The 13,315-nt window shown below is 70.6% G+C and carries 9 protein-coding genes; 5 read left to right on the top strand and 4 right to left on the bottom strand.

Annotation, left to right across the window (positions count from 1 at the left end):
* Positions 1-154 precede the first annotated feature (154 nt).
* The 3 genes from acnA (at position 155) to H9I49_RS20100 (ending at position 5,603) form a co-directional block, all read left to right on the top strand.
* Positions 155-2,944, top strand: coding sequence for an aconitate hydratase AcnA (gene acnA, locus H9I49_RS20110; RefSeq protein WP_188032146.1), 2,790 nt, complete (start codon positions 155-157; stop codon positions 2,942-2,944).
* A 91-nt stretch (positions 2,945-3,035) separates the two neighbouring features.
* On the top strand, positions 3,036-4,190 hold the full coding sequence (locus H9I49_RS20105; RefSeq protein ID WP_188032145.1) for a C39 family peptidase: 1,155 nt from the start codon (positions 3,036-3,038) through the stop codon (positions 4,188-4,190).
* 114 nt (positions 4,191-4,304) lie between these two features.
* Positions 4,305-5,603 (top strand): C39 family peptidase, encoded by a 1,299-nt coding sequence (locus H9I49_RS20100; RefSeq protein ID WP_188032144.1) that lies wholly within the window; start codon positions 4,305-4,307, stop codon positions 5,601-5,603.
* 12 nt (positions 5,604-5,615) lie between these two features.
* On the opposite strand, the gene H9I49_RS20095 is transcribed toward H9I49_RS20100, so the two are convergent.
* Positions 5,616-6,386 carry a VOC family protein gene (locus tag H9I49_RS20095; RefSeq protein ID WP_188032143.1) on the bottom strand — a complete coding sequence of 257 codons (771 nt, stop codon included), beginning with the start codon at positions 6,384-6,386 and terminating at the stop codon, positions 5,616-5,618.
* 31 nt (positions 6,387-6,417) lie between these two features.
* Between H9I49_RS20095 and H9I49_RS20090 the strand changes: the two genes are divergently transcribed.
* Both H9I49_RS20090 and dxs read left to right on the top strand, forming a co-directional pair.
* Entirely contained in the window at positions 6,418-6,810 is a 393-nt protein-coding gene (locus tag H9I49_RS20090) for a hypothetical protein (protein WP_223128937.1), read from the top strand.
* A 149-nt stretch (positions 6,811-6,959) separates the two neighbouring features.
* On the top strand, positions 6,960-8,840 hold the full coding sequence (gene dxs / locus H9I49_RS20085) for a 1-deoxy-D-xylulose-5-phosphate synthase (protein ID WP_188032142.1): 1,881 nt from the start codon (positions 6,960-6,962) through the stop codon (positions 8,838-8,840).
* A 4-nt stretch (positions 8,841-8,844) separates the two neighbouring features.
* Here the strand turns inward: dxs and H9I49_RS20080 are convergent, their stop codons facing one another.
* From H9I49_RS20080 to H9I49_RS20070, 3 genes are all read right to left on the bottom strand, one after another.
* Complete coding sequence (locus H9I49_RS20080) at positions 8,845-10,740, bottom strand: helix-turn-helix domain-containing protein (RefSeq protein ID WP_188032141.1); 1,896 nt, start codon at positions 10,738-10,740, stop codon at positions 8,845-8,847.
* A gap of 43 nt (positions 10,741-10,783) precedes the next feature.
* Positions 10,784-11,605 carry a 3-hydroxybutyrate dehydrogenase gene (locus H9I49_RS20075; protein WP_188032140.1) on the bottom strand — a complete coding sequence of 274 codons (822 nt, stop codon included), beginning with the start codon at positions 11,603-11,605 and terminating at the stop codon, positions 10,784-10,786.
* 99 nt (positions 11,606-11,704) lie between these two features.
* Complete coding sequence (locus H9I49_RS20070; RefSeq protein ID WP_188032139.1) at positions 11,705-13,234, bottom strand: UDP-N-acetylglucosamine 1-carboxyvinyltransferase; 1,530 nt, start codon at positions 13,232-13,234, stop codon at positions 11,705-11,707.
* Between the last annotated feature and the right edge of the window lie 81 nt (positions 13,235-13,315).

Genomic DNA, 13,315 nt, shown 5'->3' with positions numbered 1-13,315 from the left:
CGGCCGCCCACGGGCAGACAACCGCCCGGGTCCGGGGAAAGATGGCCGGGTAGGGGTGGACTGACAAGGACAGCCGCGTGTGGTTAGATATATCTTGACGTCAAGATAAATTGAGCACTGCGACATCCAACAACGTTGCTGGAAGGAGCCCGCTGTGGGCAGCATCGACAGCTTCAAGGCGAAGGGGACCCTCGAGGTCTCCGGCCAGTCCTACGAGATCTACCGGCTCGCCGGAGTCGAGGGGCAGGAGACCCTGCCGTACAGCCTCAAGGTGCTCCTCGAGAACCTCCTGCGCACCGAGGACGGCGCCAACATCACGGCCGACCACATCCGCGCGGTCGGCTCGTGGGACGAGAACGCGCAGCCCGACACCGAGATCCAGTTCACGCCCGCCCGCGTGATCATGCAGGACTTCACCGGCGTGCCCTGTGTCGTCGACCTCGCCACGATGCGTGAGGCCGTGGCCGACCTCGGCGGCGACCCCGCCAAGATCAACCCGCTCGCCCCGGCCGAGCTCGTCATCGACCACTCGGTCATCATCGACGTCTTCGGCCGTGCCGACGCCTTCGAGCGCAACGTCGAGATCGAGTACCAGCGCAACCGCGAGCGCTACCAGTTCCTGCGTTGGGGCCAGACCGCCTTCGACGACTTCAAGGTCGTCCCGCCAGGCACGGGCATCGTCCACCAGGTCAACATCGAGCACCTCGCGCGCACCGTCATGGTCCGCGAGATCGACGGTGAGCAGGTCGCCTACCCGGACACGTGCGTCGGCACCGACTCGCACACGACGATGGTCAACGGCCTCGGCGTCCTCGGCTGGGGCGTGGGTGGCATCGAGGCCGAGGCGGCCATGCTCGGCCAGCCCGTCTCGATGCTCATCCCGCGCGTCGTCGGCTTCAAGCTCTCCGGAGCCATCCCGACGGCGGCAACGGCCACGGATGTCGTGCTCACGATCACCGAGATGCTGCGTGACCACGGCGTCGTCGGCAAGTTCGTCGAGTTCTACGGCGAGGGTGTCTCGCAGGTGCCGCTCGCCAACCGCGCCACCATCGGCAACATGAGCCCCGAGTTCGGCTCGACGTGTGCGATCTTCCCGATCGACGACGTCACGCTCGAGTACCTGCGCCTCACCGGCCGCTCCGACGAGAGCGTCGCTCTCGTCGAGGCCTACGCCAAGGAGCAGGGCATGTGGCTCAAGGCCGGTCCCGACCAGCCGGAGGCCCGCTACAGCGAGTACATCGAGCTGGACCTGTCGACGGTCGTCCCCTCGATCGCCGGGCCGAAGCGCCCGCAGGACCGCATCGCCCTGGTCGATGCCAAGGACGCGTTCCGCAAGGTGCTGCCGACCTACGTCGCGCACGACGAGGGCGACCCCGGCTCGGCCCAGTCGTTCCCCGCGAGCGACCCGGGCGAGGACAACGGCGGCGACAAGCCGCACGACGGCATCGCCAACGGCCGTCCGTCGAAGAAGGTCGCGGTCAAGGACGCCGAGGGCCGCGAGTTCGAGATCGACCACGGCATCGTCTCGATCGCCTCCATCACGAGCTGCACCAACACGTCGAACCCGTCGGTCATGATGGCGGCGGCCATGCTCGCCAAGAACGCCGTCGAGAAGGGCCTCACGGTCGCCCCGTGGGTCAAGACGTCGATGGCCCCCGGCTCCAAGGTCGTCACGGGCTACTACGACAAGGCCGGCATGTGGCCCTACCTGGAGAAGCTGGGCTTCCACCTCGTCGGCTACGGCTGCACGACGTGCATCGGCAACTCCGGCCCGCTCAACGACGAGATCTCCCAGGCGATCAACGACGCCGACCTCGCCGTCACGTCGGTGCTCTCGGGCAACCGCAACTTCGAGGGCCGCATCAACCCCGACGTGAAGATGAACTACCTCGCGAGCCCGCCGCTCGTCATCGCGTACGCTCTCGCCGGCACGATGGACTTCGACTTCGAGTCGCAGCCTCTCGGGCAGGACACCGACGGCAACGACGTGTTCCTCAAGGACATCTGGCCGGCACCGGCCGACGTCGAGCAGACGATCGCCGGGAGCATCAACCAGCAGATGTTCACCGACGACTACGCCGACGTCTTCGCCGGCGACGAGCGCTGGCAGTCGCTCCCGACCCCTGAGGGTGACACGTTCGCATGGGACGGCGAGTCGACCTACGTGCGCAAGCCCCCGTACTTCGACGGCATGTCGATGGAGACGACCCCGGTGGCCGACATCGAGGGCGCCCGCGTGCTCGCCAAGCTCGGCGACTCCGTGACCACCGACCACATCAGCCCGGCCGGTGCGATCAAGACCGACAGCCCCGCCGGGAAGTACCTCGCCGAGCACGGCATCGAGCGCAAGGACTTCAACTCCTACGGCTCGCGCCGCGGCAACCACGAGGTCATGATCCGTGGGACGTTCGCGAACATCCGCCTGAAGAACCTCCTCCTCGACGGTGTCGAGGGCGGCTTCACTCGGGACTTCACGAAGGGTGGCGAGCAGACGACGATCTACGACGCTGCTCAGAGCTACGCCGCGGCCGGCACGCCGCTCGTCATCCTGTCGGGCAAGGAGTACGGCTCGGGCTCGTCACGTGACTGGGCAGCCAAGGGCACGAGCCTGCTCGGCGTCAAGGCCGTCATCGCCGAGAGCTACGAGCGCATCCACCGCTCCAACCTCATCGGCATGGGGGTCATCCCGCTGCAGTACCCGCAGGGCCAGAACGCCGAGTCCCTCGGCCTCGACGGCACCGAGACCTTCTCGATCACCGGCATCACCGCCCTCAACGATGGCACCACGCCGAAGACCGTCAAGGTCGTCGCGACGAAGGAGGGATCGGAGTCGAGTCCTGTGACCTTCGATGCGGTCGTGCGCATCGACACCCCCGGCGAGGCGGACTACTACCGCAACGGCGGCATCCTCCAGTACGTCCTGCGCTCGCTCGTCGCGAGCTGACACGCGCGCCGTCCGACGGGCCCGGTCGCCGCACCACGCGGTGGCCGGGCCCCCGCGCGTCCCGGACGCCGCCGGGTGGCATGCTCGTCGCGTGACCGAGCGACATGCCACGCTGAGCCTCTGGGAATCCGGCTTCGACTGGCAGCCCGCGCCCGACGTCGCCTATGCGGATGTCCATGTCACCGGCGCCGCGCCCGTCACGTATGCAGCGCGGGTCTGGGAGTCGCCGGTCGTCGAGCTGCCTTACGCCGCAACGGAGCTCATCCCGTCGTGGAACGCCCAAACGCCGTCCGGCACGTGGCTGCACGTCGAGGGACGGGTGGCGGACGACGACGGGTGGACTCCGTGGTTCACCTTTGCGCGCTGGGCCGAGGACGATCCGGCGGGGGAGTCGCCGATCACCCGGACGACGGTGCGCGGTCAGCAGCTCGACGCCGGAACGGTCGCTACCGACACGTGGGTCTCCGCCCCGGGCCGGGGTTTCGACCAGTGGCAGCTGCGGACGACCGCGCTGGCCACCGACCCGGCCGCGGACGGCGGCTGGCCCCACCTGTCGCTCGTCGCCGGCGCCGCGTCGCGCTTCACGATCGAGCCCGCCGAGCCGACGAGCGCCCCCGGCGCCGGCAGCGGACACGAGGTCGACGTGCCGCCGCACTCGCAGCGCCTGCACGTCGACACGTTCCCCGAGTGGGGCAACGGGGGCCAGTCCTGGTGCTCGCCGACGTCGACGACCATGCTCCTCGAGCACTGGGGCCGTGCGCCCACCGCCGCCGAGGCCGCCTGGGTCGGGCACGGCACCGACCCGCAGGTCGTGCACGCCGTGCGCCGCGTCTTCGACCGCTCCTACCGCGGCGCTGGCAACTGGGCGTTCAACACGGCATACGCCGGGGCACGCGGACTCCGCGCGTACGTCACCCGGCTGCGTGACCTGACCGAGGCGGAGGCGTTCGTCCTGGCGGGTGTACCCCTCGTCGTGTCGGTCAGCTTCCACGAGGACGAGCTCGACGGCGCCGGCTACGAGACGGACGGCCACCTGCTGACCGTCGTGGGTTTCACCGCGCAGGGTGACGTCATCTCCAACGACCCGAACTCGCACCGGGTCCCGAGCAACGAGCAGGTGCGGACGGTCTACCGGCGGGACCAGTTCGAGCGCGTGTGGCTCGGGTCGAACGGTGGCCTGGCCTACGTCATGCACCCTCGCGACGTCGCCCTGCCCCATGTGCCGGCCGAGCCGAACTGGGCGTGACGCGTCGATTTCCCGCGAGCCACGTTCTCATCGCGACAACTTTCGGCGGGAAGCCCCAACCGGGGTAGGAGCGGGTGTTGACTGGCCGCGCGAGCTCCTTCCGGAAGGTGTGCCATGCCCAGTCGCTCCGTCGTCTCCGACGTCCCGTTCCAGCCGAGCCGCCGCACGCTGCTCACCAGCGCGGCCGCCGGAGCCGCCCTCACCGGCGCCGGCCTGAGGGGCGCGACCCGTGCCCGTGCCGCCCAGACCAAGAAGGGCGACCCGCCGCGCCAGGTCGCCTACGTCTCGTGGGAGGGAGCCGACCTCGCCTTCGGCCCCTTCGACCGCACCATCGACTACGTCGACCCCCACGGGACGTCGACCAGGCCGGTGCGTTACGACGTCGCCACGTGGACCTCGCCGGTCGTCGCTCCCGGCTTCCCGCTGACTGAGCTCGTCGCCTCGTGGAACGCCACGACGCCCGGCGGCTCGTGGGTCGAGGTCCGGGTGCGCGGCACGAGCGCCGGCGCCACGACGAAGGACTACGTCCTCGGCCGGTGGGCCACGAAGGACCCGGCCGACGGCGGCGGCATCCACCGCACCTCGCTCGCGGGTCAGGGCGACACGGTGGCGACCGTCCTCACCGACACGCTCGCGACCCGCAGCGGCTACACGCTGACGGACTGGCAGCTCGAGGTGCGCCTCATGCGCGTACCCGGCTCTGGCGACACCCCGACCGTCGCGGTGGTCGGGGCGATGGCCTCGGCCCTGCCCGACACGAAGAAGGTGCCGCGCAGCGCCAACGGACCCGCCTGCGGCACCGTGCTCGACGTGCCGACGTACTCCCAGGAGGTGCATGTCGGGCACTACCCGCAGTGGGACAACGGCGGCGAGGCGTGGTGCTCACCCACCTCGACGTCGATGGTCGTCGCCTACTGGGGTGCCGGCCCGACCGCCGACGAGACCGCCTGGGTCGACCCCGCCGTCGACGCCCAGGTCGACTTCACGGCACGCAACGTCTTCGACTACACGTACGACGGCGCGGGCAACTGGCCGTTCAACACCGCGTACGCCGCCACGCGCGGCGACCTGCGCGGTTTCGTCACACGGCTGCGCAGCCTCACCGAGGCCGAGGCGTTCATCGCCGCGGGCATCCCCCTCGTGGTCTCCGTGTCGTTCAAGAAGGGCGAGCTGACCGGTGCGGGCTACGGCACCAACGGTCACCTGATGGTCGTCGTCGGTTTCACCGAGTCCGGTGACGTCGTCTGCAACGACCCGGCCTCGCACCTGCTGGCCAGCGACGAGCAGGTGCGGGTCACCTACCTTCGCGAGGAGTTCGAGAACGTCTGGGTGCCCCACAGCGGCGGCATCGTCTACGTCATCCACCCGGGCGACCGCCCGCTGCCGCCGGCACCCGCCCAGGCCAACTGGTAGCCGACGCGGGGGTCAGGGGCGCAGACCCGAGCGCGGGTCGCGGTCGGTGATGCAGTAGAGCCCTCCGGCGGGGTCGCGCAGCACCGTCCAGCCGCCGCCGTGGTCGGCGACGACGGCGGCGCCGAGGGTCACGTGCCTGGCCACCTCGGCCTGCCGGTCGTCGCAGGCCAGGTCGAGGTGACCCGACACAGGCGCCGCACCCGGCTCCTCGAGCCGCTGGAGCAGCAGCCGGACGGGCATCGCGCCGGGCCGCTCGAGGTGGCGGAACTCCGGGCGGCTCACCGACCGTCGCTCCGGCCACCCGGTGAGCCCGGACCAGAAGGCACACTCGGCCTCGTAGCCGGGCGCCGGGATGTCGAGGCAGACCTGGTCGACGATGCTCTCGTGCTGCTGCGGCCAGCGCGTCGGCGCGGGCCTCTCGACGAGCGGCTCGTCGACGAGGCAGAAGACGAAGCCGCCTGGGGAGCGCAGCACGACGTACCCGTGCTCCGACCGGTGGGCCACCTCTGCCCCCAGCCGTTCGGCGCGCGACGCGGCGTCGTCCACGGAGGCCACATGCAGGTCGAGGTGCACGGCCGGCGGCGCGTCGCCGTCGGCGGTCTCGGTGCGCTGGAGCTTGAGGTGTGGGTCGCCGTGTGGTGGCAGGAGCGTCGTGAACTCCGCATGGTCCCCACGAGGCGGAGACACGGCATACCCGGTGACCGCCGACCAGAAGCGCGTGCCCGCCTCGTGCGCGTGCGGCGGCAGGTCGAGGAAGACCGTCACCCAGCCGACCGTTGTCATGGTCGAAGGGTAGGGGAGGCAGACTGGGGCCATGTCCACGCCCAGCGCACCGACCCCGACCGGGCACACGCCGCCGGGCTGGCCGACGGGGGTGCCACCGGCGCACACGCCGGGCTGGGAGGACCGGGCCGTGCTGTGGCTGCTCGACCAGTGCCCACCGGACTACCGGGCGTATGCCGGGTGGCGGCGTCACCCGATCGCGCTCGCGTGGCTGGCCGGCCGGCACATCGACGGCCAGGTCGTCGCGATGCGTGATGCGTGGCGCGAGGCGCGCGTCGCGATCGGGCCGCACGTACCGGCCGAGGCGCTGACCGAGATCCTGGGCCAGATCGAGGCCGAGGGAATTCGGCTCCTTGCGGCGTCGCGGTCGGTGCGGTTGCTCCACGAGGCGCTCCAGGGCAAGGTCTTCGCGCCGCGGTTGTGAGGGCGGTTGTGAGGGGGGTGTGACGGTCCTGACAAGGTTCGCGTGCACCTTTGGGAGGGCTCGGACGTTGACCCGTAGACTCGATCGACCCACCCGAGTCCGAACCACCGAACCGAACCCCCGACCGACCACCGAGAGGACGACCCAGCGTGGCCCTGCTGGAGACGATCACGAGCCCGGCGGCCCTCAAGGCCCTGCCGGCGACCCAGCTCCCGGCGCTGGCGGAGGAGATCCGCACCTTCCTCGTCACCGAGGTCTCCAAGACCGGCGGGCACCTCGGTCCCAACCTCGGTGTCGTCGAGCTGACGATCGCGCTCCACCGCGTCTTCGACTCGCCTCGCGACACGTTCGTCTTCGACACGGGGCACCAGTCCTACGTGCACAAGCTGCTCACCGGACGCCACGACTTCAGCAGGCTGAAGAAGCAGGGTGGCCTCTCCGGATACCCGAGCCGTGCCGAGTCGGAGCACGACGTCGTCGAGAACTCCCACGCGTCGACCGCCCTGTCGTGGGCCGACGGCATCGCCAAGGGCCGCCGCCTGCGCGGTGAGACGGACCGGCACACGGTGGCCGTCATCGGGGACGGCGCGCTCACCGGCGGCATGGCGTGGGAGGCGATCAACAACATCGCCGTCGACAAGACGCTGCCCCTCGTCATCGTGGTCAACGACAACGAGCGCTCCTACGCCCCGACCATCGGCGGCCTCGCGGACCACCTCGCGACGCTGCGCACGACCCGCGGTTACGAACGCGTCCTCGACTGGGGCAAGCGTTCGTTGGTGCGTACACCCGTCGTCGGCGGCGCGATGTTCGAGACGCTTCACGGCGTCAAGAAGGGCATCAAGGACATCGTCGCCCCGCAGGGCATGTTCGAGGACCTCGGCCTCAAGTACATCGGTCCCGTCGACGGCCACGACGAGCACGCCGTCGAGCGGGCCCTGCGCAAAGGCCGCGACTTCGGTGGACCGGTCATCGTCCACGTCATCACCCAGAAGGGCCGTGGGTACCAGCCGGCCATCGACGACGAGGCGGACCAGTTCCACGGCGTCGGCAAGTTCAACCCCGAGACGGGTCTGCCGTTCGAGGTGTCGGGCCGCATCTGGACCGACGAGTTCAACGAGGAGATGGTGGCCATCGGGGCTGAGCGTCCCGATGTCGTCGCCCTCACCGCGGCCATGCTCATCCCCGTCGGGCTCGACGGTTTCGCCGCCGCCTATCCCGACCGCGTCTTCGACGTCGGCATCGCCGAGCAGCACGCGGTCACGATGGCATCGGGCCTCGCCTACGCCGGCCTGCACCCGGTCGTGGCCGTCTACGCGACCTTCCTCAACCGCGCCTTCGACCAGCTGCTCATGGACTGCGCCCTGCACAGGGCGGGCGTCACCTTCATCCTCGACCGCGCCGGGGTCACGGGCAGCGACGGCGCCTCGCACAACGGCATGTGGGACATGACGCTCACCTCGATCGTGCCGGGCCTGCGGCTGGCCGCGCCGCGCGACGGCGAGCAGGTCAGGCTCTCGCTGCGCGAGGCCGTCGACGTCTCCGACGGCCCCACCGTCATCCGCTTCCCCAAGGGCGACGTCGCCGACCCCCTCATGGCGGTCCGTTCGGTGGGCGACGTCGACGTGCTGTTCGAGAACGCCGGCGACGACGTCGACCTGCTCGTCGTCGGCGTCGGCGCCTTCGCCGGGCTCGCCACGGAGGCCGGCGAGAAGATCGCCGCCCACGGCCGCGACGTCCGGGTCGTCGACCCACGCTGGGTGCTGCCCGTCAGCGACGACGTCGTCGAGCTCGCCCGGAGCGCTCGCGCCGTGGCCGTCGTCGAGGACAACCTCGTGAGCGGCGGCGTCGGGTCGGCCGTCACCCTGGCCCTGCGCGAGGCCGGGCTCGACGTGCCGGTGCACACCTACGGCATCCCGAAGCGGTTCCTCGACCATGCGTCGCGCGGCCAGATCCTCGAAGCCCTCGGCCTCACCGCCGACCAGGTCGTCGCGGACCTCGAGCCGCGCCTCCCGGAGCGCTCGAGCTGACCGCTCAGTCGGGTGCCTGGAGAGACCGCAGCCGCAGCGCGATCTGCAGCTCGAGCGCGTGGTCCGGCTGCTGCCACGACGCGCCGAGCAGCGCCGTGATGCGCTCGAGGCGCTGCGACACGGTGTTGACGTGCACGTGCAGGGTGCCTGCCGCGTGCCGCGGGCTGCCGCCCGCCGCGAAGTACGCCGACAGCGTGCCGACGAGGTCGGTGCCCCGCCGCTCGTCGTAGTCGACGAGGGGGCCGAGCAGCTTGCGCACGTAGTCGTCCACATCCGGGTGCGAGCCGACGATGAGGCCGGCGAAACCCAGCTGCGTCGCCGCGGCGCCCCGTCCTCTGTGACCCAGGGCGATGAGGGCGCCGACGGTGCGCGCTCCTTCCTCGTGCGCCTCGGTGATCCGGTCGACGTCGCTGATCGGGCCGACCCCGGCGACGGTGACGCACGTGCGCTTGCCGATGCGTGCGGCAGTCGAGCGCGCCAGCGAGTCGGCGTCCACGCCGCGCACGAGCGCGATGACGTCACCGTCGTGCGACCCGACCAGCGAGGTCTCACCCGTCGCCGCGCTCGCCGAGATGAGCAGGGCCCGGTGTCCACCCCCCTCGTCGCCGCGCAGCACGAGGAGGCAGAACGGCTTCTGCGGGTCGAAGCCGACCGTGCGGGCGAGGCTAAGGCGCTCGTCGCGTGAGCCGCGCGCGCTGACCAGGTCGCTGACCAGCCGGTTGCGGGCCGACTGGCGCGCGTCGGCCGCCTGGCGCTCGAACAGCAGGACGAGCGCCGTCACGACGCCGGCCCGCTCCACCGTGCGCTGCTCCGAGTCGCTCAGCGTGCCGAGGCCTCCGACGAAGATCGTGCCGAGCCGCTCGCGCGCGGCGGTCACCGACACGGCATACACGCCGTCGCGCTCGACCAGGCGCCCGGTGCCGAGGCCTGGGAGGGTGTTCAGCGACGCGAACGGGTCGGCGCCCTCGGCATCGTGCTCCGGTGCCGGGCCGGCAGCGCTGCGCCGGTGACCGTTCTCGTCGACGAGCACCGCCCAGCCGCCGAGCAGCTCGCCCAGAGCGTGCGTGATGTCGTCGACACCGCCGCCGCCGAGCACGAGGGAGGCGAAGCGGTCGTGCGCGGCTGCCGCCTTCTCGACGCCGGCGGCGTACTGCCGGACCGTCTCGTGGGCGTCGGACAGCGCCGCGAGCGCGTTCTCGGCGTCGGCGAGCGCGCGGGTCTGGACGAGCGTCACCGCGGCGAGTGTCGCGAGGTTGCCGAGGAGCCCGACCTCCTCGAGTGTGAACGGCCGTGACGACCGGTTGGCCGCGAAGAGCACGCCGACGAACTCGGACTCGACGATGAGCGGCGTGCCGCAGATCGCGATGATGCCCTCCTCGCCGACGGCGCTGTTGATGGCCTCGGTGTGGCGGAAGCGCTCGTCGGACCAGTAGTCGGCAGTCCAGTACGGCTTGCGCGTCGACGCGACGAGACCGCCGAGACCGGCGCCGAGGGCGAGACGGACGGACTGGAACGCCGCCGAGACCGACCCGTCGGTGGCCCGCATGTACGTGTCGCCGGCCTCCGGGTCGTAGAGGGTCAGGTACGCGAGGTCGGTGCCGACGAGCCGGCGCGCGCGGCGCACGATCGCGTCGAGCACCGAGCCTGGGTCGCTTTCGGTCGCGAGCTCGCGCGCCGTGTCGAGGAGGGCGGCGAGGCCGGCCTCGCGGTGCTGGTGCACCTCGCGGGTGCTCGTGATCCGCAGTGCGAGGTCACGGGCCTCGGCCGGCGCGTCGGCAGCTGCGACCTCGGCGACCGTGGCATCGGACGCGAGCAGCTCGAGCAGGTGCATCACCTGCTCCGCCGTCTGTGTCTGCTCAGCCGAGTCGGCGGGCGACGGCGTCTCGCTGCGGGTGGCCACGGGCAGATCCTAGGCGTGTCGGGGTTCGGTGGGCGGACCGCGGTCAGTGCGCCGTCCACCCGCCGTCCATGGAGAACGACGTGCCGTTGACCGACGCGGACGCGGGGCCGCACAGGAACAAGGTCAGCGCGGCGACCTCGTCGGGCTCGACGAGGCGCTTGACCGCGACCGGCGCCAGCATGACCTTCTCGACGACCTCGGTCTCCGGGATGCCGTGCGTGCGGGCCTGGTCGGTGACCTGCCTCTCGACGAGCGGAGTGCGCACGTATGCCGGGTTGATGCACGTCGACGTGACCCCGTGCGGGCCGCCCTCGAGGGCGACGACCTTCGAGAGTCCTTCGAGGCCGTGCTTGGCCGTGACGTAGGCGGCCTTGAACGCGCTGGCGCGCAGACCGTGGACGCTCGAGATGTTGACGACACGGCCCCAGCCTCGGTCGTACATGTGCGGCAGGGACTGGCGGATCAGCCGGAACGGCGAGACCAGCATGAGATCGAGGATGAGGTCGAAACGCTCGACCGGGAACTCCTCGATGGGGCTGACGTGCTGGATGCCGGCGTTGTTGACGAGGATGTCGACGTCGGTCGGCAGGTCGGTGAGCACGTCGAGGTCGCAGAGGTCCGCCGTGATCGTCGCGACACCGGCCGACCGGGCGAGGGCGTCGAGTCCGTGCTCGTCCTGGTCGACGGCGTGCACCTTTGCTCCGGCCGCGGCCAGCGCTCGGGCGATGCTCGCGCCGATGCCGCTCGCGGCGCCTGTCACGAGGGCCGTGCGCCCGGTCAGGTCGATCGGGTCGTTGACCGCCCAGGGCATTCCCCGACGGGAGCTTCCGGCGTGGTCGCGTGCGTCGTTGCGGGCGTCGGCCATGCGGGAAGACTAGGCAGACCAGTCTGGGGCACCTGTGTGGTCACCAGACACAAAAGCCGAGTTTCGGTGTGGACCGGCCTCAGCCCGCGAGTCGTGGGCTCAGATGTCGCGGAAGACCTCGATGGTGGCCCCCAGCGCGTTGAGACGCTCGGCGAGGTCCTCGTAGCCACGGTTGATGACGTAGACGTTGCGCAGCACCGACGTGCCGGGTGCCGCGAGCATCGCCAGGAGCACGACGACGCCGGGACGCAGCGCCGGAGGGCAGACGACCTCGGCGGCGCGCCACCGGGTCGGGCCCTCGACGATGACACGGTGCGGGTCGAGCAGCTGCACCTTGGCGCCGACCTTCGTCAGCTCGGTCAGGTAGATGGCGCGGTTCTCGTAGACCCAGTCGTGGATCATCGTGCTGCCCTCGGCGACGGCGCCGATGAGCGCGAAGAACGGCAGGTTGTCGATGTTGAGGCCAGGGAACGGCATCGGGTGGATCTTGTCGGTCGGGGCCTTGAGCGGACCGGGGATCGTCGTGAGGTCGACGAGCCGCGTCTTGCCGTTGGCCGACGTGTACTCGGACGTGAGGTCGTACTTCATCCCCATGCCGTCGAGGGTCGCGAGCTCGATCTCGATGAACTCGATCGGCACGCGACGGATCGTGATGGCGCTGTCCGTGACCACCGCAGCCGCGATGAGGCTCATCGCCTCGATCGGGTCCTCGCTGGGGGAGTACTCGACGTCGACGTCGATCTGGGAGACGCCGTGCACGGTGAGCGTCGTCGTGCCGATGCCCTCGATGCGTACGCCCAGCTTCTCGAGGAAGAAGCAGAGGTCCTGGACCATGTAGTTGGGGCTGGCGTTGCGGATGACCGTCGTGCCGGCGTGGCGGGCGGCCGCCATGAGGACGTTCTCGGTCACGGTGTCGCCGCGCTCGGTGAGCACGATGGCTCGGTCGGGGTTGACCGAGCGGTCGGAACGGGCCTCGTAGAAGCCGTGAGTCGCGGTCACCTCGAGACCGAACGAGCGCAGCGCACTGAGGTGGGGCTCGACGGTTCGCGTGCCGAGGTCGCAGCCTCCGGCATACGGCAGCTGGAAGGACTCGTGCTCGTGCAGGAGCGGGCCGAGGAACATGATGACCGTTCGCGTGCGGCGGGCCGCGGCGACGTCGATGTCGGCGAGGTCGAGGCGGGCAGGCGGGACGATCTCGAGGTCGTTGCTGTCGGGCAGCCAGCGAGTGCGCACGCCGATCGACGCGAGCACCTCGAGGATGCGGTTGACCTCCTCGATACGGGCGAGGTTGCGCAGCGTCGTGCGGCCGCGGTTGAGCAGCGCGGCGCACAGGAGCGCGACGGCGGCGTTCTTGGACGTCTTGACGTCGATCGAGCCTGTGAGCTTCTGGCCGCCGACGATCCGCAGGTGCTGCGGGCCGGAGTGGCCGAGCGAGACGAACTCGGAGTCGAGCGCGTCGCCGATCCTGGCGAGGGTGTCGAGGCTGAGGTTCTGCTTGCCGCCCTCGATGCGCGCAACGACGTTCTGCGACGTTCCGAGCTGCTCCGCGAGCTCGGACTGCGTCATCCCCTTGTGACGGCGGGCGTCGCGGATCAATCGGCCGATTCGGTTCAGGTAGGTCTCTGGCACGGGGAGACCTTATCTCATATATGAGATAAGGACACATCCAGCGCGGGCTCGGCGCGGCCACGGACCGGAGGAAACGTCCGG

The organism is Terrabacter sp. MAHUQ-38 (genome assembly GCF_014518425.1).
Taxonomy (GTDB): Bacteria; Actinomycetota; Actinomycetes; order Actinomycetales; family Dermatophilaceae; genus Terrabacter.
Note: the sequence above shows the minus strand (reverse complement) of the source record. Positions and strands in the feature narration are given on the sequence as shown.